At 66.3% G+C, this 25715-nt stretch carries 18 protein-coding genes, 1 pseudogene and 1 riboswitch; of the genes and pseudogenes, 12 read left to right on the top strand and 7 right to left on the bottom strand.

Features of this window, described 5'->3' with window-relative positions:
• Positions 1–2: 2 nt before the first annotated feature.
• The 5 genes from ACNPQM_RS29140 (at position 3) to ACNPQM_RS29120 (ending at position 5426) form a co-directional block, all read left to right on the top strand.
• Positions 3–494, top strand: coding sequence for an Lrp/AsnC family transcriptional regulator (locus tag ACNPQM_RS29140; RefSeq protein WP_030928325.1), 492 nt, complete (start codon positions 3–5; stop codon positions 492–494).
• The gene (locus ACNPQM_RS29135; protein ID WP_345514476.1) at positions 479–1858 is read left to right on the top strand and encodes an aspartate aminotransferase family protein; all 1380 of its coding nucleotides are present in this window, start codon (positions 479–481) and stop codon (positions 1856–1858) included. Before ACNPQM_RS29140 ends, ACNPQM_RS29135 begins: the two co-directional genes overlap by 16 nt.
• 278 nt (positions 1859–2136) lie before the next feature.
• Entirely contained in the window at positions 2137–2874 is a 738-nt protein-coding gene (locus ACNPQM_RS29130) for an ABC transporter ATP-binding protein (RefSeq protein ID WP_418086306.1), read from the top strand.
• A complete protein-coding gene (locus ACNPQM_RS29125) occupies positions 2856–4040 on the top strand; it encodes a hypothetical protein (RefSeq protein WP_418086305.1) in 1185 nt (394 codons plus the stop codon). Before ACNPQM_RS29130 ends, ACNPQM_RS29125 begins: the two co-directional genes overlap by 19 nt.
• Positions 4041–4307: 267 nt before the next feature.
• A complete protein-coding gene (locus tag ACNPQM_RS29120) occupies positions 4308–5426 on the top strand; it encodes an LOG family protein (RefSeq protein ID WP_418086304.1) in 1119 nt (372 codons plus the stop codon).
• A gap of 17 nt (positions 5427–5443) precedes the next feature.
• Here the strand turns inward: ACNPQM_RS29120 and ACNPQM_RS29115 are convergent.
• From ACNPQM_RS29115 to rlmN, 5 genes and pseudogenes are all read right to left on the bottom strand, one after another.
• Positions 5444–5614, bottom strand: a pseudogene (locus ACNPQM_RS29115) (SRPBCC domain-containing protein); the annotation flags it as partial.
• Positions 5615–5736: 122 nt separating this feature from the next.
• Positions 5737–6762 (bottom strand): ABC transporter ATP-binding protein, encoded by a 1026-nt coding sequence (locus ACNPQM_RS29110; protein WP_418086303.1) that lies wholly within the window; start codon positions 6760–6762, stop codon positions 5737–5739.
• A gap of 22 nt (positions 6763–6784) precedes the next feature.
• Positions 6785–8434, bottom strand: a complete 1650-nt coding sequence (locus tag ACNPQM_RS29105) for an ABC transporter permease (RefSeq protein WP_358860126.1) — start codon at positions 8432–8434, stop codon at positions 6785–6787.
• 116 nt (positions 8435–8550) lie between these two features.
• Positions 8551–9672 (bottom strand): thiamine ABC transporter substrate-binding protein, encoded by a 1122-nt coding sequence (locus ACNPQM_RS29100; RefSeq protein WP_358860125.1) that lies wholly within the window; start codon positions 9670–9672, stop codon positions 8551–8553.
• Between the two features lie 73 nt (positions 9673–9745).
• A riboswitch (TPP riboswitch) is annotated at positions 9746–9862 on the bottom strand.
• A 41-nt stretch (positions 9863–9903) separates the two neighbouring features.
• Positions 9904–11010 carry a 23S rRNA (adenine(2503)-C(2))-methyltransferase RlmN gene (rlmN, locus tag ACNPQM_RS29095; protein ID WP_358860124.1) on the bottom strand — a complete coding sequence of 369 codons (1107 nt, stop codon included), beginning with the start codon at positions 11008–11010 and terminating at the stop codon, positions 9904–9906.
• Positions 11011–11240: 230 nt separating this feature from the next.
• Between rlmN and ACNPQM_RS29090 the strand changes: the two genes are divergently transcribed.
• The 3 genes from ACNPQM_RS29090 to ACNPQM_RS29080 all read left to right on the top strand — a co-directional run bounded on the left by ACNPQM_RS29090 (position 11241) and on the right by ACNPQM_RS29080 (position 13306).
• Positions 11241–11582: a DUF6233 domain-containing protein gene (locus ACNPQM_RS29090; RefSeq protein WP_418086302.1), complete on the top strand. Its 342-nt coding sequence runs from the start codon at positions 11241–11243 to the stop codon at positions 11580–11582.
• Positions 11583–11608: 26 nt separating this feature from the next.
• Positions 11609–11821 carry a hypothetical protein gene (locus ACNPQM_RS29085; protein ID WP_418086301.1) on the top strand — a complete coding sequence of 71 codons (213 nt, stop codon included), beginning with the start codon at positions 11609–11611 and terminating at the stop codon, positions 11819–11821.
• Positions 11822–13090: 1269 nt separating this feature from the next.
• On the top strand, positions 13091–13306 hold the full coding sequence (locus tag ACNPQM_RS29080) for a DUF6243 family protein (RefSeq protein WP_418086300.1): 216 nt from the start codon (positions 13091–13093) through the stop codon (positions 13304–13306).
• 1722 nt (positions 13307–15028) lie between these two features.
• Here ACNPQM_RS29080 and ACNPQM_RS29075 read toward each other — a convergent pair.
• The gene (locus ACNPQM_RS29075; protein WP_418086299.1) at positions 15029–15499 is read right to left on the bottom strand and encodes a hypothetical protein; all 471 of its coding nucleotides are present in this window, start codon (positions 15497–15499) and stop codon (positions 15029–15031) included.
• Between the two features lie 935 nt (positions 15500–16434).
• On the opposite strand from ACNPQM_RS29075, the gene ACNPQM_RS29070 reads away from it, so the two are divergent.
• The 4 genes from ACNPQM_RS29070 (at position 16435) to ACNPQM_RS29055 (ending at position 23739) form a co-directional block, all read left to right on the top strand.
• Positions 16435–16812, top strand: a complete 378-nt coding sequence (locus ACNPQM_RS29070; protein WP_418086298.1) for an effector-associated constant component EACC1 — start codon at positions 16435–16437, stop codon at positions 16810–16812.
• Complete coding sequence (locus ACNPQM_RS29065) at positions 16809–20957, top strand: caspase, EACC1-associated type (protein ID WP_418086297.1); 4149 nt, start codon at positions 16809–16811, stop codon at positions 20955–20957. The genes ACNPQM_RS29070 and ACNPQM_RS29065 overlap by 4 nt, the downstream gene beginning before the upstream one ends.
• 485 nt (positions 20958–21442) lie before the next feature.
• Positions 21443–22933, top strand: coding sequence for an RNA-directed DNA polymerase (locus tag ACNPQM_RS29060; RefSeq protein WP_418086296.1), 1491 nt, complete (start codon positions 21443–21445; stop codon positions 22931–22933).
• A 20-nt stretch (positions 22934–22953) separates the two neighbouring features.
• A complete protein-coding gene (locus ACNPQM_RS29055) occupies positions 22954–23739 on the top strand; it encodes a hypothetical protein (RefSeq protein ID WP_418086295.1) in 786 nt (261 codons plus the stop codon).
• A gap of 920 nt (positions 23740–24659) precedes the next feature.
• On the opposite strand, the gene ACNPQM_RS29050 is transcribed toward ACNPQM_RS29055, so the two are convergent.
• The gene (locus tag ACNPQM_RS29050) at positions 24660–25187 is read right to left on the bottom strand and encodes a hypothetical protein (RefSeq protein WP_418086294.1); all 528 of its coding nucleotides are present in this window, start codon (positions 25185–25187) and stop codon (positions 24660–24662) included.
• Positions 25188–25715: the final 528 nt, after the last annotated feature.

Raw genomic sequence — 25715 nt, 5'->3', positions numbered from 1 at the left:
GCGTGGCCAGTCGCAGCGCAGACTCCAGGACCGGGAACGGATCGTCACCAGCGGTCGATGCCGTCTCCCTCGCAATCATCGAGCAGCTCCAGGAGGACGGGCGTCGTCCGTACGCCGCGATCGGCAAGGCCGTCGGCCTCTCCGAGGCGGCTGTGCGGCAGCGCGTCCAGAAGCTGCTCGATCAGGGCGTGATGCAGATCGTCGCCGTCACGGACCCGCTCACCGTGGGGTTCCGGCGGCAGGCGATGGTCGGCATCAATGTCGAAGGCGACCTCGATCCCGTCGCGGAAGCGCTGTCGGCCATGGCCGAGTGCGAGTACGTGGTGATGACCGCGGGCTCCTTCGACCTGATGGTGGAGATCGTCTGCGAGGACGACGACCACCTGCTGGAAACGATCAACAAACGCATCCGGGCCATCCCCGGTGTGCGCTCCACCGAGAGCTTCGTCTACCTGAAGCTCAAGAAGCAGACCTATATGTGGGGAACCCGATAGCCGTGAGCAAGGACCTCAGCCGAACCGCGTACGACCACCTGTGGATGCACTTCACCCGCATGTCGGACTACGAGAACGCGCCCGTTCCCACCATCGTGCGTGGCGAGGGCACCTACATCTATGACGACCAGGGCAAGCGCTACCTCGACGGCCTGTCCGGCCTGTTCGTGGTCAACGCCGGTCACGGCCGTCACGAGCTCGCCGAAGCCGCCTACAAGCAGGGCCAGGAACTGGCCTTCTTCCCGGTGTGGTCCTACGCCCACCCGAAGGCCGTCGAACTGGCCGAGCGGCTCGCCGACTACGCGCCGGGCGACCTCAACAAGGTCTTCTTCACCACCGGTGGCGGCGAGGCCGTCGAGACCGCCTGGAAGCTTGCCAAGCAGTACTTCAAGCTCAAGGGCAAGCCGACCAAGTACAAGGTCATCTCGCGTGCGGTCGCCTACCACGGCACCCCGCAGGGCGCCCTGTCCATCACCGGCCTGCCGGCCCTGAAGGCCCCCTTCGAGCCGCTGGTCCCCGGCACGCACAAGGTGCCGAACACCAACATCTACCGCGCCCCGATCCACGGCGACGACCCGGAGGCCTTCGGCCGCTGGGCCGCCGACCAGATCGAACAGGAGATCCTCTTCGAGGGACCGGAGACGGTCGCCGCGGTCTTCCTGGAGCCGGTACAGAACGCCGGTGGCTGCTTCCCGCCGCCGCCCGGGTACTTCCAGCGGGTCCGCGAGATCTGTGACAAGTACGACGTGCTGCTCGTCTCCGACGAGGTCATCTGCGCCTTCGGCCGCCTCGGCACGATGTTCGCCTGCGACAAGTTCGGCTACGTGCCGGACATGATCACCTGCGCCAAGGGCATGACGTCGGGCTACTCCCCGATCGGCGCCTGCATCGTCTCGGACCGCATCGCCGAGCCGTTCTACGAGGGCGGCAACACCTTCCTGCACGGCTACACCTTCGGCGGCCACCCGGTCTCCGCGGCAGTCGGCCTCGCCAACCTCGACATCTTCGAGCGCGAGGGTCTCAACCAGCACGTTCTGGACAACGAGAACGCGTTCCTCACGACGCTGCAGAAGCTGCACGACCTGCCGATCGTCGGCGACGTCCGCGGCAACGGCTTCTTCTACGGCATCGAGCTGGTGAAGGACAAGGCCACCAAGGAGACGTTCACCGACGAGGAGACCGAGCGCGTTCTCTACGGCTTCCTCTCCAAGGCGCTGTACGACAACGGTCTGTACTGCCGGGCCGACGACCGCGGTGACCCGGTCGTCCAGCTCGCGCCGCCGCTGATCTCCGACCAGTCGACGTTCGACGAGATCGAGGGCATCCTCCGGAGCGTCCTGACGGAGGCCTGGACGAAGCTCTGAGAGGGACGGTGACCCGGGCCGCGGGTCGATCAGCTGATCGACCACGGATCGATTGACCGATTGACCCCGGCCTGATCACCAGCCGACCGCATTCCAGCAGTCATTTCATCGGTCCACACGGCCCGGATGCGCCCATTCGAGTGGGAAGAAGCGCACCCGGGCCGCGTGCTGTGCGCACACCACGGTCCGAATCCTTACGGTGCCGAGTGACCGATCGGCCTCCTCCTCGTTCCCCCGTACGGGGGACGGGAAATCTGATCTGAACCGAGGTGTACGCCATGGTGGCCCCGCCGGACAACGACGTGATCTGGGCGCGTTCCCTGCACCACTCCCACAACGGCTCACCCGCGCTCGGCGGGATCTCCCTGGAGATCCACGACGGCGAGATCCTCGCCGTGACCGGCCCGCGAGGCAGCGGCAAGACGACTCTGCTGCACTGCCTCTCCGGCCAACTGGTGCCTCAGCAGGGCGAGGTGTGGTTCAACAGCGTTCCGGTCCACACCATGGGTCCGCGGCTGCGCGAGCGGCTGCGCCGTGACCGGTTCGGCTGGATCGCACCCGATCCCCAGCTCGTACCGGAGCTGAACACCTGGGAGAACGCAGCGCTCCCCCTGCTGCTGCGCGGCACCTCGCACCGCGCCGCGAAGAAGGCCGCCATGGAGTGGCTGGAGCGGCTCGACATCGGCATGTGCGCCAAGCAGCGGCCGCACATGCTGCTCCAGGGGCAGCGCCAGCGGATCGCCGTCGCCCGCGCGCTGGCCGGCTCACCCACGGTGATCTTCGCCGACGAGCCGACCGCGACGCTGCACCGCACGGACCGCACCCACGTGCTGCGGACACTGACGAGCGCCGCCCGCTCGCACGGCATCACGGTCGTGCTCGCCACCCATGACGTGGAGGTCGCCTCGCTGGCAGACCGCACGGTCCCGTTGCTGGACGGCCGTCGCGTCGCCACCGTCGCCCTGCCCGCGGTGTCCGACACGGAAGGCCGCGCGGCGTGCTCGCTCTCCGTCTAGCCCGCGGTACCCATCCGCTGGTCCTGGTGCGGCGGCTGCTGGTCGCGGCCGCCTCAGCCGGGGTCGGCTTCCTGCTGCTGTGCACCCTGGCCTACGCGTCGACGCATCCGGCCTACTCGACCGCCTCGGTGCTGCGGCTGCTGTGGTGCTTCGTGCCGCTGGCCGCCACCGTGCAGTTCGCGGTCGCGGTGGCCCGTACGGACCCGAGCACCCGCCCGCGTCCGGGGCTGTCCGCCGTCGGTCTGGGGCCGGTCCGGCTCGGTGTGCTGGCCGCGGTCTCCACCGCCATGTCCTGCACCCTCGGGTCGATGGTGGCGCTGCTCTTCTTCGTGCATCTGCGCGGCGATCTGACCGGGCTGCCGTTCGACGGCGCGGCGGCCGAACTGCTGGCCGCAGGAGCCCCGTTGCCGGTGGCCGCGACTCTTGTGCTGCTGACGCTGGTGCCGGTGGCCGCGGCGGCGGCGAGCGCGTTGGCGCTGCGCGCCCGGCCGCTCCAGGCGGCGGTGCCGGAGGACGGCACTCAGGACATCGTGCCGGACGAGCAGATCCCGGCTCCGCCGGCTCCGCCGACCGGACTGCCGTGGGGCGTGGCGCTGGCGGCAGCCGGTCTCGCGGTCGAGGCGTACGCGAGCCGTGATGGCGTGGGCAGCCCGTTCCCCCTGCCGGGAATTCCCGACGGCACCTCGGTGTGGGTGCTGGCGGGATGGTCGCTGACGGCAATCGGTCTGGCCACGGCGGGCCCCGGACTGACGTACCTCTGCGGACAGCTGCTGCAGGCGGTGCGTCCCGGAGCCGTACGCCTGATGGCCGGAAGGGTGCTGATGGACGAGGCGCGCCGGATCGGCCGGCCGCTGGGTGTGGTCTGCGCGGTGCTCTCCGCGGTGATCGCGGCGTTCGCGCTGTACGGGACAGGTCCGCGTGCCGTCGGCCCGCTCGCCGCGCTCGGCGCCGTACTCGTACTGGGCTGCACGACGGCGACGCTGCTGACCTCCGCCCTGGAGGCGAAGCAGGCCCGCGCCCACCTGGCTCAGACGCTTCTGCGGCTCGGTGCGCCGGCCTCGGCGCTGCGGGCAGCGACGGCCCTGCGGGTCGGCATTCTGCTGGTCGTATTCGCCCCGATCACCTGGGCGATCGCCGAATTGGCCGCGCTGCCGCTGACCGGCTGAGGGCAGTCGGCAGACGCGGCGACCGGCACGACGGGCAGTCCGATGAGCCCGGTGACGGCACCGCTGACTGCCACGTTCCCGGTACGGCGCAGACGGCGGCGGTGCCACGCAGTGCGGCGGGAGACGGGCCCGATGGTACGGGCGCTCGCACCGCTCCGTCCGGCTCCGGCCTGGGCGCCATGTCCGTCGCGGTGCCACCTCCCGCGCGGGCGGTACATGACCGTGCGGCTGGAGCGGTACGCGCCGGCCGGTACGTAGCATGACAGTGTGGAGAACCCGGACGACAGCATTCCCGCAGCCGGCATCGAGATCGAGTCGCTCGCCGAATTCGACGCGGTGATCGCCGGCGGGTCACTGGCCGGACATCGCATCCAGTCCGTCGATCTGACGGACCGCAGCGCCGCGCTGTTCGCCGCGGACACGTCCGGCGCGGTCTTCTTCGGCTGCCGGCTGGAGCCGGACGCGGCGGCGAAGGTGCGGGCCGACGGGGCGTTCGTCTTCCCGCCCGTGCCGGGGCTGCCCTTCGATCCGTACCGCGGCCTGCTCTACTCCCCCGACGCGCTCTACGAAGGGCTGGCGGAGGGGGGTTACGAGGCGACGCCCGACGCCCGCGCGTACCGCTGGTTCCAGCGGACCCGCGCGAACGGCGACGTCTTCGCCTCGATGCTGCGCGCGCTCCATGACGACGCGGTCTCCGACGCATTGGACGAAATCCTCACCACGGCGCGGGTGGTCGGGGTGATGGGCGGCCACGCGAGCGCGCGCGGCAGCGCGGCGTACGCGGCCGCGGCCCGGCTGGGCCGGACCCTGGCGCGCACCGGGCTGACGGTGGCCACCGGCGGCGGTCCGGGCGCGATGGAGGCGGCGAACCTCGGTGCCTACGCGGCGCCGCATCCCGATCCGATGCTGGACAAGGCATGCGAACTCCTTGCCGCCGCACCGTCGTTCACCCCGTCGGTCACCGACTGGGCGCTGGCCGCCTTCGCCGTGCGGGAATGCTGGCCGGACGGCGGCGGCTCGGTCTCGATCCCCACCTGGTTCTACGGTCATGAGCCGCCGAATCCGTTCGCCGACCACATCGCCAAATACTTCACCAACGCGCTGCGCGAGGACGGGCTGCTCGCCCGCTCCACGGCGGGCGTCGTCTTCCTGCCGGGCGCCGCCGGAACCGTGCAGGAGGTCTTCGACAACGCGACGCCGAACTATTACGGCTCACGCGGCGCACCGACCCCGATGGTGCTGGTCGGCCGCGCCCACTGGACGGAGGAAGTGCCCGCCTGGCCACTGCTGCGGACGCTGGCCGCCGGCCGGCCGATGGAGTCCCGTATCGCCCTGGTCGACACGGTGGACGAGGCCGCCGAGGCACTCGCCCGGCTGTCCCGCTGACCGTCCGGCCGAGCGGTTCAGCACGTTGCGAGCCGGTTCGCCGGCGCATCGAAGAACGCCTCCCAGCCGTCATCCGCCGCCGCATACTGCTCGGCCGTGAGCTTGCCGGCGCGCTGCTGGACGACCATCTCGGTGATCTTGTCGCCGCGATCGGTGAACGTGACGGTGACGGTCTCGACCGACGCGTCGGGTCGGTCCGGTGCGTGCCGGACGCCGCCTGGCAGACGGGACTTTCGAAACCCGCCCTGGGACGGTGCTGAGCCGGTCCGCTTCAGCCGTGCCGGGGCGCGCTGTGCCTACGGGACAGCCCTCAGAACGCCGCGGGCAGTACCACTGTCTCCGACGCGTCGAAGGTCACGCCCACCGACGCGCCCTCCTGAGGGGTGTCCCGCAGCGGGCACTCCGCCTCCAGGAGCGGTCCGCTCTCGGGGTGAAGGGTCACGGCGACATGGTTGCCCCGGAAGGTGCGCGCGCCGACCGTGCAGCGGAGCCCGGACTCCGGGGATCCGAGCCGTACGCCCGCCGGACGCACCAGCAGGGCGCACGGGCCCTGTGGCGAGCCGTGCGGCACCGGCACCTTCCCCCACGCCGTACCGGCCTCGGCGCCGGTCACCGTCGCGTCCACCACGTTGTCGAAGCCGAGGAACCGGGCGACGAACGCGGAGGCGGGGCGCTGCCATACCTCCAACGGGGTGCCCGCCTGGGCGATCCGCCCGTCGCGCATCACGATGACCCGGTCGGCGAGAGCGAAGGCCTCGCCCTGGTCGTGGGTGACCGCGAGCACCGTCGTCCCCAACCGGGCGAACAGGGTGCGCAGTTCGACGACGAGGCGTTCGCGCAGACTGCGGTCCAGCTGGCCGAGCGGCTCGTCCAGCATCAGCAGCTTCGGCCGCGGGGCGAGCGCTCGCGCGAGGGCGACGCGCTGCTGTTCTCCGCCGGACAGTGCGGCGACGGCCCGCCGTTCGGCGCCGGGCAGGCCCACCATTTCGAGAAGTTCGGCGACCCTGCGGTCCTGGTCGCCGCGTGTGACGCCGTGCATGCGCAGCCCGAAGGCGACGTTGGCGCCGACGTCCCGATGCGGAAAGAGCTGATGATCCTGGAACATCAGGCCGAGACGGCGCCGGTGGACCGGCACGCCGGCCTGGTCGGCGCCGTCGAGGAGCACCCGGCCGCCGTCCGGCGGGTGCAGTCCGGCAACCACACGCAGCAGGGTCGACTTACCGCTTCCGCTGGGCCCCAGGACACAGACGATCTCGTGGTCCGCGACCGTCAGGTCCACCGCGTCGAGCGCCGCCCGCTTCCCGAAGAGGACTGTGGCGGATTCCAGTGTCAGCACGTCCAGAACACCCCGAGCATCGTCAGAACTCCCCGGACCGGTCCGGGCGGATACGTTCGAGCAGTAGCAGCGACACCGCGCACACCAGCATCAGAATCGTGCTGAGCGCCATCGCCTGCCCGTAGTTGAGCTCCCCGGACCGTCCGAGCAGCCGCGCCACGGCCACCGGCAGGGTCGGGTTGTCGGGCCGCGCGATGAACACCGTCGCCCCGAACTCGCCGAGCGACACGGCGAACGCGAAGCCCGCCGCGACCAGCACCGCTCTTCGCACCAGCGGCAGATCGACCTCGCGCCAGGCCCGCAGCGGCGACGCCCCGAGCACCGCCGCCGCCTCCCGGAGCCGCCCGTCCACCGCCCGCAGGACCGGCAGCATCGTCCGTACGACAAAGGGAACGCCGACCAGCGCCTGGGCGAGCGGCACCAGGATCCACGATGTCCGCAGGTCCAGCGGGGGCCTGTCCAGCGTGATCAGAAAACCGAAGCCGACGGTGACGGCGGACACCCCGAGAGGCAGCATCAGCAGCGCGTCGAAACCCCGGACCAGCCGCCCGGCCAGGGAGGTTCCCCCGGCCGAGTCTGTTCGAGGCCGGGGGAGCGTCAGCGCGGCCGCCGCGAGCCCGCCGACGATCAGCGCGATCACAGTCGCGACCAGCGCGTACTGCAGTGAGTTCCCGATCGCTTCGAGGGGCGCGACCAGGAACGTGCTGCCGCTCGCCTCCGCGGACTGCAGGGCGCGGTAGTAGCCGAAGCCGAAGCCGCCGGGGGTGTCCAGCGAACGTTCCACCAGCACGCCGAGCGGCAGCAGGATCAGCACCAGGACCGTCAGCAGCACCCCGCCGAGCAGCGCCCACTGCCCGGTACCGCGCGGCCTGCGGGAGGTCTGCGCCGGATCGACCAGCTTCAGCGCCATTTCCCCGCGCCGCACGGTCCACGCGTGCACGGCCAGGATCGCGCCGACCGCAGCGAACTGAACCAGTGTCAGCACGGCGGCCGTCGGAAGGTCGAGGAGCTGGGCGGTCTGCCGGTAGATCTCGACCTCCAGCGTGGAGTAGCCCGGACCGCCGAGGATCTGCACGACCCCGAAGGAGGTGAACGTGAAGAGGAAGACCATCAGCCCGGCGGCGGCCACCGCGGGCGCGAGGGCCGGCAGAGTGACCCGCCGCCACGCCGCGAACCGCCCGGCGCCCAGCACCCGGGCGGCCTCCTCCTGCCGCGGGTCGAGCTGCGACCACAGTCCGCCGACGGTCCGCACGACGACCGCGTAGTTGAAGAAGACATGGGCGAGCAGGATCGCCCACACCGTGGTGTCGAGACGCACGCCCGCCAGTTCGTCGAGGAAACCGCCGCGCCCCAGCAGCGCCAGGAAGGCCGTCCCCACGACGACGGTCGGCAGGACGAACGGCACGGTGACGACCGCCCGCAGCACCTGCTTGCCGGGGAAGTCGAAGCGGGCGAAGACATACGCGCCGGGCAGCGCGATCAACAGGGTCAGCGCGGTCGACGCGAGGGCCTGCCAGGTGGTGAACCAGAGGACGTCGAGGATGTCCGGCCGGGTCAGCACCTCGCCGATCCGGCCGAACTGCCAGGTGCCGTCGGCCTTCAGCCCGCGGCCGACGATCGCGACGACGGGGTAGGCGAAGAACAGCGCGAAGAACGCGACGGGCACGGCCATCAGACCGAGCCGCACCACACTTCCCCGCCACGCCCCCGCGCGACGGGGATCCGCGAGCCTGGACCGGGCGGGCGAACCCTTCCCGCCCGCGCCCGGACCGCGTACGGGACTCTTCGCTACTTCACTACGAGCGAGGACCACGACTGGACCCACTGCTCACGGTTCTTGGCGATGGCGTCCGGGGCCACGGTGGTGGGCCTGTCGACCGTGGCGCCGAACTCCGTGAAGAGCTCCGGCAGCTTCGCGTCCTTGGTGACGGGGCTCACGAACATGTTGAGCGGCATGTCCTCCTGGAACTTCTTACTGATCAGGAAGTCCAGCAGCGCCTTGCCGCCCGCCTCGTTCTTCGCGCCGTTCAGCAGACCGGCGAACTCGATCTGACGGAAGCACGTCCCGGTCGCGACCCCGGTCGGAGCCTCGCTCGGCTGCGGCTTCGCGTAGAGCACCTCGACCGGCGGGCTGGAGGCGTACGAGACGACGAGCGGCCGGTCCGCCTTGGCCTTCTTGCCGCCCGCAGACCCGGAGAACTCCTCGTTGTACGCCTGCTCCCAGCCGTCGACCACCTTCACGCCGTTGCTCTTCAGCTTCTTCCAGTAGTCCTGGTATCCGCTCTCGCCGTAGGTGGCGACGGTGCCGAGCAGGAAGCCGAGACCGGGCGACGAGGTCGCGGCGTTCTCGGTGACGAGAAGGTTCTTGTACGCGGGCTTCGCCAAGTCGTCGAAGGTCTTCGGCGGTGCGAGCTTCTTGTCGGCGAAGTACTTCTTGTCGTAGTTGATGCAGATGTCGCCGGTGTCGATCGGAGTGACCCGGTGCTTGGCCGCGTCCAGTTGGGTATCGGCCGCGACCCGGTCGATGCCCTTCGCCTCGTACGGGGTGAACAGCCCGTTGTCGAGGGCACGGGAGAGCAGCGTGTTGTCGACGCCGAAGAACACATCGCCTCGCGGGGAACCCTTGGTCAGGATCTCCTGGTTGAGGGCAGTGCCTGCGTCACCGCTCTTCAGCACCTTGACCGTGTAGCCGGTCTCCTTCGTGAACGCCTTCAGCACGTCCTTGGAGGCGTTGAACGAGTCGTGACTGACAAGCGTCACGGTCTTGGAGCCGGAGCCCTTCGTGTCACCGGCCCCTGATGCCGAGTCGTCGGAACTGCCGCAGCCGGCAAGTGTCGTGACGCCGAGCGCGGCAGCAAGGGCCGTTGCCGCGAGCTGCTTGGTCCCACGCGTGGTGCGGGTGGTGCTCATTATGAATTCCTCCTGGGTTTGACCAGGAAGAGACGCGGCCCTGCCCTTGGAGAAGCGGGCAGGGCGCAACAGCATGAGTTGATGACCGAACTTCCTACCCGGAATGACCCGGGCGAGGTTCAGAGGGTCTGCGGCCAACCTGTCCTCGGTGCCGCACTCTCAGCGCTGTGGCGCTCCCCTGTCGGAATATGAAGTTGATTTCCGGCCCAGGTTACACGGGCCGTTTCGGCCTCAGCGCTCGGATGCCGCCAGCTGCCCGCAGGCCCCGTCGATCTCCTGGCCGCGGGTGTCCCGCACGGTCACGGGCACTCCGTGGGAGGCGATCGCGTCGACGAACGCCTTCTCGTCCTCGGGGCGGGAAGCGGTCCACTTCGAGCCGGGCGTCGGGTTGAGCGGGATCAGGTTGACATGGACGCGCTTGCCCTTGAGGAGCCGACCGAGCAGGTCACCGCGCCAGGCCTGGTCGTTGATGTCGCGGATCAGCGCGTACTCGATGGAGATCCGGCGGCCGGACTTCTCCGCGTACTCCCACGCCGCGTCCAGCACCTCGCGTACCTTCCAGCGCGTGTTCACCGGCACGAGCGTGTCCCGCAACTCGTCGTCCGGCGCGTGCAGCGAGACGGCGAGACGGCACTTGAAGCCCTCGTCGGCAAAGCGCAGCATGGCCGGCACCAGGCCCACGGTGGAGACCGTGATGCCGCGCTGCGAAAGACCGAGACCGTCCGGCTCCGGGTCGGTCAGCCGGCGAATCGCGCCGACCACCCTCTTGTAGTTGGCGAGCGGCTCACCCATGCCCATGAAGACGATGTTGGAGAGCCGCGCGGGCCCGCCCGGAACCTCCCCGTCGCGCAGCGCACGCATGCCGTCCACGATCTGGTGGACGATCTCGGCGGTCGACAGATTGCGGTCCAGACCGGCCTGCCCCGTCGCGCAGAACGGGCAGTTCATCCCGCATCCGGCCTGCGACGAGATGCACATCGTCACCCGCTCCGGGTAGCGCATCAGGACGGACTCGACCAGGGTCCCGTCGTGCAGCTTCCACAGCGTCTTACGGGTGGTGTCGTCGTCGCAGCTGATGTGCCGGACCACAGACATCAGCTCGGGGAACATCGCCTCGGCGAGCTTGTCCCGTGAACCGGCCGGGATGTTGGTCCACTCGGCCGGGTCGTGCGTGTACCGCGCGAAGTAGTGCTGCGACAGCTGCTGCGCGCGGAACGGCTTCTCGCCGATCGCGGCGACGGCTTCCTTGCGCTCGGCGGGCGTGAGGTCGGCGAGGTGCCGCGGCGGCTTCTTGGCTCCGCGGGGCGCGACGAAAGTGAGTTCTCCGGGCTTAGGCATGGTTCATCCAGTGTCGCAGACACGCCATGGTCGCAGAGGCCTTCGCCAGGTCAGGAGGGGTGAGGTGCATATACGACCGGTCGTCGCTGGTCGTCATTAGTCGACGTCGGCGGCCCTTTGACGGCCCACAGACGGCCCAGAGACGGCCCAGCGATTCCGAGGGACAGTGACCGATTACACGAGAGAGAGGGTGCGCGCACAGCGGCCCACCGATACCTAGAATCGAATACGTGTCCGAAAACCTCTCTCGTCTGGATCGCCTGCGCATCGTGCGAGAGTGGCACGCGTACCAGCTCGGCCGAACCGATCGGACGATCGCCGAGCTGGAAGAACGCGAGGCCGCAGCCGCCCGGGCAGCACGCACCCTGCCGCCGCCGGCACCCGACTGGAAACTCTCCCTGCAGCGCGCGGGCGGAACGTCCCATGCCGACGCCGTCCACACGGGCGACTGCGGCATGGGCGGCAAGAGAACCAAGCCGATGACCCGGGAGCAGGCCCTGCGTGCGCTCACGGAAGACGGCATCACGGCCTGCCCGTACTGCCGGCCGGACAGAGAGCTGGGAGTGCTGTGAACCACGGACTATCAGAACCTGAGGACATGAGCGAAGCACCCATCGTCATCCACCGCCCAGCCGGAACCGGTGGCCGACGGGTGACGATCCGCGCCCAGGTCGCAGGCCTCGCCCGCAGCGACAACGACGTGATCGAGTTCCTGCGCCGCGCGGGCCTGCCCGACGCCGGTGACGTACTGGACGATCCACAGTGGGTGCAATGGCAGGGCGGCCGCCCCCACGAGTACGACGCCACCTAGGTGTAGCAGCGTCACACTGAAGCGCCAGCAGCACAGCGACGGTTTTCCAAGACCGCCCGCATACGCGAATTCCTGACTCTCTGACCTGCACATTCGCTAAAAGTGACCCCCGGCGGCGCTTCGGTGGCCCATACCTGGCCCACAGCCCGCTGAGGGGCCGTGCTCTCTAGAGGCGAGCCGGGCAGGCCGACACCCGCTTTAGGAGTTCGGCCGACCAGTCGTGAGACCCGCGGCCCTGCGTCTTCTGCGCCGACACCGGGCGACGCCACAACTATCAGTGGTCCGCCGTCATGCGGTGACGTTGCCGTCAACTGTTGCCGTCACCAACGTGCCGGCTGGCCTGACCGACCTTGTCCGCGGAAGGCGGATCGTCAGTGGGCACGGATGCTGTCGAACTACGCATTACAAGCTGTCCGGGCTTGTTCCACAGGGGTCCAGGGGCGTCCGGTAGTCGGTTCGCGCTGCAGGTCAGGCGCCATACCGAACGTCCACGGACAAGCGCGTACCGCACCGGATTGAGCAGCAATCGAGACTAGAACTGAGACTGGCCCAAGTCCGCATGGATGTCAGCGCAAGCGACGACTGCCGCTCGCGAGGTCGCCACTGGCAGAACGCGACGGTTGCGTCATCGCCTGACTTGTAGCGATGCCACCGCCGACCCGTCGGGTCCGTCGCTTCCACTTCACGCACGTTATCGATCAGCTCTCGGGGCCCCCACGCCGCAGCGCTGCAAAGGCGTCGAACCAAGTCGCCATCCCGTATTCGGTGACGAGCCTCGATACCCCGTCGGACACCACGGCGGCGGCACGCACACCTCCGAGTGCCGTCGTACCCGTCAAAGGGTGTTCCGCTACGTCTGAGCTGGCGGCCGCAACCCAGTAGCTGTTTCCCCGATAGAACCCTCTGAAGTTGCTCAACTTACCTTCGCGGATTGGCACCTGCGGCGGTACCCACCGGACCGTCACTGAGGAGGACGAGAGTGGTCGGTAGCTGTCGTTGTCTGTCGTCGTTGGCCGCCCTCGGACGGCCCACAGACGGCCCTGCCCGCCGGTGGAGTGGGCGCGGGGCCGTCCGAGGGCGGCCGACGCCGGGGCGGCGAAAAGGTTGGTGTGCAGGGCCGCCGGAAGCGGGTAACGTCTTTGTCATGTTCTTCCAGACGCCGATTTACGAGTGAGAGCGTGATGGGCCCCTGCTGACGTCCTTCGACGTCGCCGCCCGTCCCCCACCGATGAATCCGTAGATCACTTCACATCATTACCGGGAGAACCCGTGACCGACAGCAAGAACATCAACAACCCCGTGGGCCAGGGCGGCGGCCAGCGCAAGAAGCTGTCCCGCACCGAACGGCAGAACAACGGTCCGCACCGCAACCTCGACCGCCAGAATGCAGCGGACAAGAAGGCGGAGCTGGTGCGCAAGATGCGCGAGAAGGCAGGCGCAGCTGAGGGCGCCGGGCAGGCGGGCGACGACACCGCACAGAGCTGACGCGCCGCCGCCACGGGGCGGCACCGCACGGGGCAGGGCCCGGACCGCGACGCGCGGTCCGGGCCCTGCTGCCGTACCGGGCGCGGCCGATCCCGCTCAGCTCTTGGCCTGCGCCGCCGCATGCGGAACAGCGGAAGCAAGGCCGGCCGGAGGATATGAGATTCGAACTCGTGAGGGGTTGCCCCCAACACGCTTTCCAACTGTGCGGGCGACCGTACGGACAGGTACGTGCGCGTTCACTGGGCAGGTCAGACGGGGTTCGCGTACAGCGGTGAACGACGGTGATCGTTAGCGCACTGGACAATGACCAGGACAACGAGTGTCCGAGGGATGGCGCTACTTCCGGTCCGGTGCGGTGGCGTTGCCGCCCTCTCCCTTCCCGCGGTTGTCCGCGATGTCAGTCACCAACGTCGGCGACCCCGGCCCCGCCCTGCCGACGTCGCCTGACCAGATCCCGCACAAGGTCCCAGGCGGTCCCAGCACCGATCACCAGCCACACCACACGCACCCACGCCGCACTGCTGCTACTGGCAGCTCCCCACACAGCCGCGACGAGCCGCACCACCGTCCAGCCGTTGCTGTCGAGAAAGGACCGATCCCGCCCCTGCGACACCACCTGCTCCCCCCTACGCCCAGCCGACGGGCGTACCCCTGAAACGGCGTGCGAACGCCAACCGTTGCCCCCGGATCATCCAACACGCCCCTGAAATGCAAGGGGCCCCGGAGAGACGTTAGCGGACGGGGGCGGTTGCTGGGGTTGCGGTACTGGGCTGCTGTACAGCGGTTCCACGGGTCCGTGAGGTACTCACACTCGCCTTGTCGTCCAGCCCAGAGAGCGGACAGCGATAGAAGTTTCCCCACCTCGTCAAGGCACCCGGCCGGGCTTCCCGGCTCTAGCTGCGCCCGCGCTCCTGCCTTTGACCCGCTCGGTGCCGCCGCCGACGCGCGCCCATAGTGGATGGACCAGAGGGCAGAGCCGAGAGCCGATCCGCGGGTGCCAGCGGATTCGTGGCGAGCGTCGTGGGCTCCCATCCCGGGTAAGTGGTGGGCGGAGGCCGCAGTCTTGCAGGAGGATTACACGTCTCGTGAGCACTGCAGTCTGTGCCGCCCGTACGATCCCTTGGCGACGTTCATCGGGAGGACACCAGTGGTGACTCAACCTCAGGGTGCAGTAGCGCCTCTGCGTGATCGCTTGGCTGCGGCAGTCATAAGACTGAAAGACGTGGGCTCACCTGAGCTTGCGGAGGCTGTCGAGGAGGTCTTGGCCCCTAATGCTTGGGGCCGACTTCGCCAGACTGACCCTGCGGCCAAGCAGGGGGCGCCCAACATGGCCATGGCCGTGACACCGCGAGAGTACGAGCACATCAAATCGGCGGCGAGGGCCAGGGGAGATGTGCTCACGGAGCGCGTTAACGAAGGACTTCGTCGTTTCGTCTCAGGCGAGTTCGTACCGGACCGGCCCGTACGAGCCGCCTACGGCACTGCCCCAGACAGCAGTAAGAGTCTGAACGTGAGGCCCGACGAGCAGTTGCGCGCCCGTGCAGAGGCCCGCTGCCGCGAGCTGGAAGCGGAGCTGGGCTGGGGGCCGAGACTGTCTGGTGTTGCCCTTGCTTATCTAAGGAGCCTGTACCCGCTACCTGACGCCCCCCAGGGGCACCCGTAGCGGGTGGGCAAGCAAGAGTCGATGCTCAGCGCTCGGCCGACATCAGCTTCACGTTCAGATCAGCTCCGAGACACCAGCTCGATCGTCACCGGTGCCGCTGAGTCGAGGTCGATCGTGTCTCCGTCGTCCTCGGAAAGAGCCTCGTCGGGGTAGTCGGCAGGCACTACGACCAGCATCGTGTGAGGGCGGGGAAGCCAGCCCACATCTTGTGGAGGGTCGTAGCGGCCGATATCGATGATCCGCACCAGCGTCTCAGGTATGCCTACGCGGCAGCTGTCACCGACGTGCAGGTTCCATGGCTCAGGGTCGGTTTTGAACAGGCTCATGGTCCAGTCTGGGGAGTCGGGCGACATCGCGAAGGCCCTCTGGCCGTTCCACCTGAACTCAGACTGTGGATCGATTTCGGCCCATGGCCACTCGACCGAAGCGTGGAAGCGGGACACGTCGGCCACTCGACCTTGGGCCGGCGGACAGCTCACTCGTAGAATGTCGCCGACCCGGAAGTCTTGATGCGGTTCATTCTCGCCCATGCTGCCCCTTGTCGTTGTTCGCTCCGAGAGCTGCACGGTACCGACTGCCTCAGCCACAGCTCGCCCCTGCCCACCCCCACCACAAACCAACCTGCACCCGCTCGACTGGCCCCGTCATCCCGGAGCCGGAGCGCCCCCGCCGGAGGCGTCGTTCTGACCGGCCATAACGCTAGGCAAGGCGTAGGGCTGCCAAAGGAGCGGGCCGGGCAGGCTGAGCCTAGGGCTGGGCAGCCCCGTCAAGGCTCGCTCGATCCGATACCCGGCACAGATGGCGCGGCAAAAGTCGTGGAGCCGATCCGGCCCGGTCCCCGCGGGCTACCGTCTCGTATCTGGTGTGCTCGATCAGCCGCGCGCCGGCGGAGCCGGGCCAGAGCGGGCGCCGAAGGCGCGGAGCGTCAGGCCCGGCGCTGGAGCCGATAGCGCGCGCGGCGAGCGGAGCGAGCCGCCTTGATGAAGTAGGGAAAGTTCTACCGCATTCGCACGGGGACGGCTTTCAAGGGCGTCGTTCCAAGGCCGTCCACAACACATGTGACCTGGCAGAACGACGACCGAGTCGCACTCGGCTGGACCCCTGGCCCACAGATGGCCCATGAGGCCGCCTATAAGGGCGCCGACGACCCTCCATCGGCAGATTTACAGTCCGCGCAGGGCACCCAATCTGAGCTGGGCGTATCCGGGCCTCAGGGCCGCGAGCCCCACAGGTGCCCCACCACGACCCTCCGCAGGTTGCCTACTAAGCCGTGCTTGCCCACGACCGCTCGCCTAATGTCCCGCCAACTCGGCAAATTTTCGCGCTCTGAGCACTACTTGGAGGACGGGCCCGGGCGGCAAGGGCAGTGGCACAGTACTTGGCCTGCGCGGTCCCGTTCTTCATGGATACAGTCTTCCCCAAGTATCACGATGATGTGATTCGTACACCAAGGGGGCGGTGCGGCATGGAACTTTGCATCATGGCGGACGGCGACGAGGAGTCGGTCGTCGACCTGCAGTCGTGGCTGGCGAAAGATCCTGGAACCGCCCGGCTGCCGGTCACCACCGTCGCCGGCCACGGCCCGACCATGAGCGCGCTCGAGGCGCTGAACGTCGTCTTGAGCAATACGACGGACATCGCGAACTTTACTTTGGCTTACGTTACTTGGCGGTCCACCAGGCCTCCCCAGCAGCCGGGGCCGGCTGGCTCAGGCGGACAGCCGGGAGGCCAACGTCTGGTGCACGGGGACAGCACGGTGGACATCGGTCACCTGTCTGCCGAGGAGCTGGCCAAGCTCCTGCGGCGCCTGAACGGGGGCACTCCCTCGGGGGAGCAGGAGTGAGCTCCAACACCGCTACCTCGCGGGCGGTCTTCTTCGGCGTCTCGGAATTCTGCGAGCTTCCTCCGCTCAAAGGCGTCGCGCACAACGTGCCTGCCCTGCGTGAACTACTGACCAGCAATGACGTCGGTGGTCTAGCGGAGGAGGAATGCGTCGTCGTACCGGAGTCCAGCACGTGCCTGGACGTGCTGGACGCCCTGCAGAAGGCTGCACAGGAGGCCACCGATCTTCTGCTGTTCTACTACGCGGGGCACGGGCACTTCGGCGGCCCTGATCGTTCGTTCCTTCTCGCGACCAGGGACTCCGGTGGGCAGCGTGCCCACCACTCGGTGGACTACCACGAGATCCGTGACCTGGTCTCGAAATCGCGGGCGCAGCGGAAAGTCGTCGTGATCGACTGCTGTTTCAGCGGCCGGGCGCTCTCCATGTCCGATGAACAGGCCCCGACACGGCAGGAGACGGAGATCTCCGGCGCCTGTGTTCTGACATCGGCGGCGGAGACCGAGCAGTCAATCTGTCAGCCGGATGGCAGTGTCTTCACACTGGAGTTGACGAAGCTCCTGCGGGAAGGGCTCAGCGGCCCGCTGAGCGGCGGGCGCCATGGCGAGCACCTCGCCGAGCTCACCATGAGCGATGTCTTCGACGCACTGCACAGCAGACTGAAAGGCAAGACGGTCGACGGCCACCGGGTCCCGCTGCCGAAGCTCGGCACCCGTGACGCGGGATCCCAGATCGTACTGGCCCGCAACCGGGCATACTCGGGGGCCTCCGGGCACGTGGCGGGGCTCGACGGAGACACGTCGGACGAACACGAATGGGTCACGGCGGCCAGGGACCATCCGCTGTGGAGCTACGTCTCCGACAACCGTGGCCTGGCCCTTCTACGAGACACGGCCACGGCAATGGCCGCCGCGGCCGCCGTCGCGACGGGCACCGATTCGAGAGACGACGATCCCTGGCGTTCCAGGTCGTTCACCGAGCGGCTGGCCGAGTGGACCGACAGTCTGCTGCTCGCCAGCAGTGTGCGTCCCGAGGAACTCGAACTCTCCGCAGCTGAGGTGTTCCTTCTCGTCACGCATCCGTACCTGCACACCGCGTTCTGGCAGCACAACATCGACCAGTCCAGCACGATCAACCCTACGGATCTCACAGAAGCGCAAAGCACCTCTCGTACCCGGCGGGACTACGAACTCTTCCTCCGCAGCCACCCTCGACTGATACGCCGGGCCCAGGGAAACAAGGACCGGAAGGCTTCCAACGCGATCGGCTGGTGGATCTTCCATCGCTGGCTGGTGCGCCAGGTCAAGCTCTACTCCCCATCCTCGGTGGAAGCCCTGTTGGACCGCCTCGCCGTGCCCCTGGGCAAGCGCTCCCCCAGGGAGAAAAGGCTGATTGAGGACGTCCTGGAGGCCCGGCTGATAGCCCGCCTCCTGCGTGCCCCGCAACTCCCGGGGAGCCAGGTGGACTCAGCCGCCTCGCACCGCACCGTAGGAGCGGCAGAGACCGCTCAGCGGGTCCGGACGGATCAACTGGCCGAACTGCTCCGCATCGCCCACCTCTTTGCCATCGATCCCATCGCGCTGCCCGGGGTGGTGGTGGACCACATCGGCATCGGGTACGCCGTGGATCTGCCGGGTCTGCACCGCACGCTCGAACGATTTCGCTGGGAATCAAACGGGCGGACATGGTCGTTGAGCGCCACCTGTTCCCACCTCGCGGTGGAGCTCGGCCTGCGCCAGCATGTCTCCGCCCTGAGCACGCTCCTGGCCCGGATCGATATAGACGCTGGGAACGAAGAGCGGCCAGCCCTTCTGCGCAACCTGCCGTTGCATGTCACCGCCGACCAGGTGACTCCCGCGGAGGACGACGACGAGCGCAGGGCCTACGAGCCGACCGAGCTGCGGTTCAGGCTTGCCGACGACCGCATCCAGGAGCTACTCATGGGCGAAGAGCTCTACGGAGATCCGGCCCTCGCCATCCGGGAGCTCTACCAGAACGCCCTCGACGCCTGCCGTTACCGTCAGGCGCGTACCCAGTACCTGCGCGCCACCGGAACACAGTTGTCGTCCTACAAGGGCACGATCAGCTTCACCCAGGGAACGGACGAGAAGGGCCCGTACCTGGAATGCCGCGACAACGGAATAGGCATGGGGGAAGGAGAACTCCGCGATGTCTACTCCCACGCCGGCATGCGGTTCGCAGATCTACCGGAATTCATCGAGGAGCACGCGAAATGGAGTGAACACGACATCACCATGCACCCCAACAGCCAGTTCGGCGTAGGAGTGCTCAGCTATTTCATGCTGGCGGACGACATCACCGTCACCACCTGCCGGCTCACCCGCGAGGGGCTGCCGGGTGAGCATCTGCGGGTGGAAATCGCAGGGCCGGGGTCGCTGTTTCGCATCCAGCGTCTCGAACGGTGCCCCGACGCCTACACCAGTGTCCGCCTCCGGCTGCGGTCACCGGAAACAGTCTCCTGCGTCGACGTCCTGCGTCGCATTCTGTGGTTGTCCGAGTTCGATGTCATGGCGAGGGACGACACAGGGCACAGGCAGACTTGGGAGGCGGACGTCTTGGGCGACCGGGCCCCGTTGGGGGCCGAGGACCCCTACGCTCCCGAGTCCGTTCGCGAGGACGGTGCGGTGGTCATACCCACCTCAACACCTGCGGTGTGGTGGTGCAACACCAACGGTGCGGTACTGGCCGACGGACTGTGGGCGGGCCAACACCGCTTCGGGGCCGTGGTGAATCTGTCGGGCAAACACGTGCCCCGTCTGACGGTGGACCGCAGGCGCATCATCGACCTAACAAACGACGAGGTCGAGAGGCTCCTGCGCAACGAGATCCAGAACCTGCTTACGGCGGGGGACGCCGTATTCCGCCATGATTGGCTGGCGCGTGTTCTCAACGAGAGCGCGGAGTTGGCAGACAGCATTTTCACCGAGGCCGTCCGGATGCGATTCGAGCCTTGGCTCATCGCAGGCCGCACAGTGGATATTGCGAAGTGTGGCTATTTCCCCGAGGATCCGATATTCGATGACCAAGTCTCGCATTCACAAATCGGCCTTTACAAGAGATTCCCCCCGAGGCTCGTCCGGGCGAGGATGGAAGCTTTGACGAGCAGTGGCTTCTTTCCGAAAATAGTCGCGAAGAAACCTCATTTTTCACCATTTCTCCCATCCGATGTTTTCATTCTCCTGCCGGAGTGGGTCCCGGAACTTGATGGAATAGCTTCGAGGAGAGCCTTGCTTAGATTCCCTATTAGAGCTTCCCTCGAAAGCGTGGTTGCCAGACTGGCGAGGCCCACCAGCGAGATTAAGAATCGCCTCAAGGAACTTGGATTTGACGCCCTCTCCTTGCCTCATCTCTTGAAACCCGACGACCGCCTCGTAGTCAGCCGTGGTTTGGACGGAATTGGGCCGTGGCTTAATCCGGAGGAGCCGGTACGTTCGAGCCACGTGTTGCGGGCAGCTGAGGTGACGGGGCGGTCTATGGATGAGGTTGCGGAGCATCTTCGGCAATTGGGTTTTGTGGCTTCTCCTGTCTTGGATACCGACCCTATGGATCTTCGCATCATGAGTCGGGATTTGGACGAAGAGGCGCCGTGGCTTGATCCCCAGGAGCCGGTACGGCCGGATCACGCGTTGCAGGCGGCTGAGGTGACGGGGTGGTCCGTGGAAGAGGTTGCGGAGCGTCTTCGGCAATTGGGTTTTGTGGTTCCTTCTGTCTTGGAGGCCGATCCTATGGATCCTCGCATCATGAGTCAGGATTTGGATGAAGAGGCGCCGTGGCTTGATCCCCAGGAGCCGGTGCATCCGGGTCACGTCTTGGCTGCGGCTGAGGTGACGGGGTGGTCCGTGGAAGAGGTTGCGGAGCGTCTTCGGCAATTGGGTTTTGTGGTTCCTTCTGTCTTGGAGGCCGATCCTACGGATCTTCGCATCATGAGTCGGGATTTGGACGGGCAGGCGCCGTGGCTTTCTCCGGTGGAGCCGGTGTATCCAGATCACATTCTCCGAGCGGCCCGGATCACGGGTAGAACTCTCTGCGACATCGCCACTCAGCTCACCACGCTGGGCTACAAACTGCCTGAGTTTCTCGATGTCGAGGAAGGAGAGCATCGGCAGTCCCTGGAACAGGGCCTTTGAGAAGTTTCGGAGTGGGCGACTCGCCTGTTATTTATTGGCAATGACGGACTGTCTGCTTACGATGGTTCCGGGCCCTGGGTACAGTGCAGGCATGGAGAACCTCATAGGCGCCTCGCTGGACGTAATTCGCCGAGGCAGCGAGCCCGGCGTGCAGCGACTCGCCCAGGAAGTGCGGCCTGTGGGAGACGACCGTTGACCTCTTCATAGGCGAAGTGACCACAGACGCCGGCCAGCAGCTTTACAGCGGGCTGAGTCTCCGTCACCCCACCTGCGGCTCTTCGTCCCTGGTTCACCGTTGGGGGACTCCTGGGGGAAACGGAAGCGGCAAGCGTCGTACGTACCTAGTCTGTCTGACTGCCCGCAGCCACCGGCTGCGCCCACCCCGAGCGTCTCGCTACGGACCGCTTCGCGTAGGGCGATCCCAACTCTGTATAGCCACAGCAAGCCACTGCACCCCTCCCCTGAGCGCACGTAGGCTGATAGCTGTGAGAGGAAACGAGTCGCGCAGCCGCTTCGTGAACCGGGCCGCTGGCAGGCTATGGAGTGGTCAAGGGCGCTTAGATCTACCTGACGTAATCAACTTTCGGGACCTTCAACCCTTTTGGCGCGAATATCGTCCCGAGATCCTCGACTTCCTCGAACAGCCCGACTACACACCGGCTTCCATACGCCTGGTTGAGCATCCGAAAAATTACTTGGCAACTCGACCATTGGCCAGACTCTCAGTCCAGGATCGACTGATCTATGAGGCCCTGGCATTTGAGGCTTCGGAATCCATCGATCCACGCCTCTCCAAAGCGGTCTTCAATCACCGGTCCAAAAAGCTGGCGGTTCACTCCTCAGGGGACTGGAAGGCCATGCGAGCCGAGGCGCGGCGAGTTCTCTCCAGAAACAAAGAGCTCGTAATGGCACAGACCGACATAGCGTCATTCTATGAGCACATAGAGATCAAGGCTCTGCTCATGGATCTGACGTCAGCCGGAGTACCCGGTCCGATCGCACAAAAAATACACAGTTTCTTGGAAGGGTTCGAGAGCCAATGCCACACGTGGGGGCTCCCTCAAGGATCTGCAGCATCAGGAATACTGGCCAATGCCTACCTGCTTCCAGTTGACAACTTCATCCAGCAGTTTGGCATAGAGTTTCTTCGCTACTCCGATGATATATACCTCTTCGACGTGAGCGAAGAGCGATTGCGCTCGATACTGCAACACGTCAATCGCGCATTCAGGGCGCGCAGACTTAACATGTCGGCCAACAAAACAAGAATTTATGCGCGAAGTGAGGCCGAATCGCATCTTGACGACAGCCGTAGCGACGCACTCATGTACGACCTGGGACTGAAAAAGCCTGCGGCGATAAAAGCGTTGCATCTATTCTTCAGAGATGCCGTGTCCGAAAACCCCGCGAACCAACGGCACATAAAGCTATCACTCCCTCTCATGGGGCATAGGAGTGATGACTTCGCATTCTCCTGGGCCATGGCTAATTTGAAACAGTGGCATCACATAGCGCCTCGAATTCTTCGCTACCTCGAAAGCGTTAGAGGGAAGGAAGATGAACTTAAGGCGCTCCTGGAGGGCCTGCTGGAGACCATTCCGACTGCCGACTACCCCTTGCTAGAACGCAACATATTTGAAACGTCGATGCGTTGCGGAATCCGGTCAGACGTGCTGCGATCTTGGGCGTGGAAAATAGTTAGGGACAGGAACCGAACGAGCTACCCGCGCGAGTTCGCCGCACGGTATCTCGGCTTGCTTGGGACCTCTAACGACGGGCAGCTCCTCAAAATGGAGTACGAGGACGAACATGACGTCGACGTCCGCAGAGCGCTGCTAGTGGCCATGTACGAAGCCGACTACATGCCCGGAGGACTTCTAAAAAGGCTGAGCAGTCATCCGACCATGCTGAAATGGACTGCTCGATACCTATCGCATTTGCAGCACCCAGCGAAGATTCCACTCCCAAAATTCTAGAGATCGGAATTCTGACACAAATGGGCAGACTTGTAATTTACGCTGCACTCTTCGCCGCCTCTCTTATCGCGACCTTTCTGTACAACGGCGAGGCAATAGGGAGTATTGCTAGTGGCGCGGTAATTAGCTTGGCCATCCCGCTTCTGGACAGCTTGGTCGCAAATCGCCTTAATTTGCGACACCTCTGGTACTCGGCGCGCTACGCAAACCAAGATGTGCGAATCTCGGCAGCCTATCTGTTCAGGATCAAAATTGACGGTAAGTACCTACTGATCAAGGGGCGCCGATTTTCCCAATTGCAGCCGGTTGGTGGCGTCTATAAGGTGTCAGAATCCGGGAAACATTTCTTGGCGTCTATCGGCGCACAGGATGACTCACTGATTCCCATAGACAGCACCAGTAGCGCGGATCTGCGAGTGCGCTTTAAAGGTTCGAAGATCCCGAAATTCTACTCGTGGTTTGACTCCCGATCAGGGCGCGAGGACTCGCCCTGGAGGGAGTTTCACGAGGAGCTAATCGGTTCTGGAATCCTACCAGCCGAAGAATTTCCGTTCACTTTTCAGGACTACGTAAAGCGTGAAGTAGACAAGATCCGGTACAGCGACCATGCGCAGTCGCGGGAAATGTTGATCGCCGATATCTACGAGCTGCTTCCTACTGCAGAGCAAGAAGCTCGCCTGCGCGAACTCATCGAAGCTCCGCATGCCGACGTTGTTTGGGTTTCTGCGGACTCCATTCGCCGTAGAGGCGTCCTGCCTGACGGAACAACACTTCCGGTCGCAGCCCATTCTCAAAGACTGCTTTAGAGACCAGCCGTCGATAGGAACAGCTGGGCAGCCATCCCCCTACTCGCCGAGCGCCTGCAGATGCTCCGTCCATGGCTGTCCAAGGAGATCCGCAGCGTGCTGCGTCGACTGGCCCCCTGTTTGGCCCCCAGCGTGCCACGGTGGGGGGCCGCCGGACGCCGGGGCGGTGCTGTCCCAGAGACAGCTAACGTGCCTCACGAACCCCCGGATACTCGCGAGGCACGTACCAGGGCGGGTCCCTGGATTGTCTGTAGGTGGGCTGAACGGCCGTGAACGACAGCGAATGAGACTGCTGGTCAGCTCGGCCGGCAGTCGTAGACCCGCAGCTCGTTCAAGTCGGACAGGTGGGCTGACACCCGCTTTAGGAGCGCGGTGGGGCGAGTTGGCGCCTGACCTGGCTGACGCGGACTTCGGCGCCTGCTGGCTGTGGTCTCCACCAGCAGCCGCAGTTCCCCGTGAGTCCCCGTCTGATCTGGCGCGGTTGTGGCACGGGGACTGACGACGAGCGTCAGCAGGAGGGCGCGGAGGGCATCGATGCGAGGGTCTGCATTGCCCGCCATAAGGCGGCAGCCGAGCCGAGCCCCGTGCGGGAAGCCTGATCGCCCAGGGGCAGAGAGGCGGATCGTCTCCGTCGCCGGCCCGCTGCGTGAGTTCTGCTTCCGCGGATGGTCATCTGCGGCGTCAGCGGGTCGGTTCTCCGCGGTCGGTGGCCTGTCGCCGTGTCCTCCAGCGTCGACGTACCCAGTCCCCGGTCTCGCCCATGGCAACTAGGCAAGCGGCGGACGCCGCGCACGGTGCGAGCTCGGCCGATTGGCCAATGCCCTTGCCCAGCGACCAGAGGGTAATAGTGATCACGATCCACCACGTGGTCAGCGACATGGTCTGGCGCCACAGGCGTGCTCGATGTGACGGGGCGGGGATCAACGCTCGGCTTCTTCCGGCGAGGCAACCAACGGGTCGTGCCTGCGCTCGCAGCCGTCGTCTCGCAGGTGCAGTCGGCGAAGATCTTGCAGGGCGGCGACGGGGAAGGGGTAGCGTCTCCACTTCTCGTGGTAGCCGTCCTCTCCATGGGTCCGCAGCACTGTCTGTGCCGCCTCCATGACGGAGTGACTGAGGGCGCTAAGGGGTTGCGTGGAGCTCCAGGAGAGCGAGCCCTCCCTGTCGGGGACACCGAAGCTCACCGCCATGTCCGGGAACTCGTAGACCGCGATGTCCACGTCTGGGCCCCGGCGGCGCAGAACCCATCGCGCTTCGGCCGGCTCAAGGTCGAAGGAGACCCGCTGGATGGTCGAAGGTCCATAGAGACCTGCGACTGCGTATAGCAAGTCGGCAAGAGCGTCCGTGCAGTAGCTGACGGAGTCCTTGCACTCCGAGGAGCTGTCAGCGATGCGGCACGTCGCCCAGCCAGTGCTGTAGAGCTCCCAACTGAACTGGAGATCACCTGCCATTGTTCGCCTCCCCGTGATGGTTCACGAAGACGGTACAGCGCAGGTCGGCGCATCGGCGGAGGCGCCTTGGGGCGAGGGGCCGGGCTGCCACGGTCAAGTGCCGGCGCATCGAGGGCCTGAAGCACTAGTTTGGAAGACGCCGCATGCGGATGGCCGCTGACCTGGCGACTCCCTGACCTGGTCCGGAGCGAGGTTGGCGCCGCTGTTCCCCGTGAGTCCCCGCTGCGTCCCCTGCGAACGGGCACGCAGCGGGCACGATGAACCTCTCGATGCGAACTACAGGCGCGACGGCCGCTGAGGTTATGCGCGATGATCAAGCGAGCGTTAGCGGTTCATGCCGGTCGCCTGCGGTTGGCTCGGTTGCTGTACTTCGCTGCTGTACCGCACTGGCCCACGGGCTCCTCATCAGAATGACGGGCGCCTGTCGCGGCGGACTGCTACGGCCTGACTCACGGCCTTGTCGGGGCGTTCAAAGTGGTGTGACGAGGCTTGCCTGTCACCGCCGGGCACGCTCTCAATATCGAGGCG

Origin of the sequence: Streptomyces sp. NPDC056231 (assembly GCF_048270745.1) — a bacterium.
Taxonomy (GTDB): domain Bacteria; phylum Actinomycetota; class Actinomycetes; order Streptomycetales; family Streptomycetaceae; genus Streptomyces.
This window is presented reverse-complemented; position numbering and strand designations above follow the sequence as displayed.

Bases quoted from the DNA above. Each gene is read 5' to 3' on its own strand.
- ACNPQM_RS29075 (WP_418086299.1), bottom strand. From the start codon at position 15,499: ATGGGCGAGAATGAACCGCATCAAGACTTCCGGGTCGGCGACATTCTA.
- ACNPQM_RS29130 (WP_418086306.1), top strand. From the start codon at position 2,137: ATGGTGGCCCCGCCGGACAACGACGTGATCTGGGCGCGTTCCCTGCAC.
- ACNPQM_RS29085 (WP_418086301.1), top strand. From the start codon at position 11,609: ATGAGCGAAGCACCCATCGTCATCCACCGCCCAGCCGGAACCGGTGGC.
- ACNPQM_RS29105 (WP_358860126.1), bottom strand. From the start codon at position 8,434: ATGGCCGTGCCCGTCGCGTTCTTCGCGCTGTTCTTCGCCTACCCCGTC.
- rlmN (WP_358860124.1), bottom strand. From the start codon at position 11,010: ATGCCTAAGCCCGGAGAACTCACTTTCGTCGCGCCCCGCGGAGCCAAG.
- ACNPQM_RS29055 (WP_418086295.1), top strand. From the start codon at position 22,954: ATGGGCAGACTTGTAATTTACGCTGCACTCTTCGCCGCCTCTCTTATC.
- ACNPQM_RS29050 (WP_418086294.1), bottom strand. From the start codon at position 25,187: ATGGCAGGTGATCTCCAGTTCAGTTGGGAGCTCTACAGCACTGGCTGG.
- ACNPQM_RS29100 (WP_358860125.1), bottom strand. From the start codon at position 9,672: ATGAGCACCACCCGCACCACGCGTGGGACCAAGCAGCTCGCGGCAACG.
- ACNPQM_RS29070 (WP_418086298.1), top strand. From the start codon at position 16,435: ATGGAACTTTGCATCATGGCGGACGGCGACGAGGAGTCGGTCGTCGAC.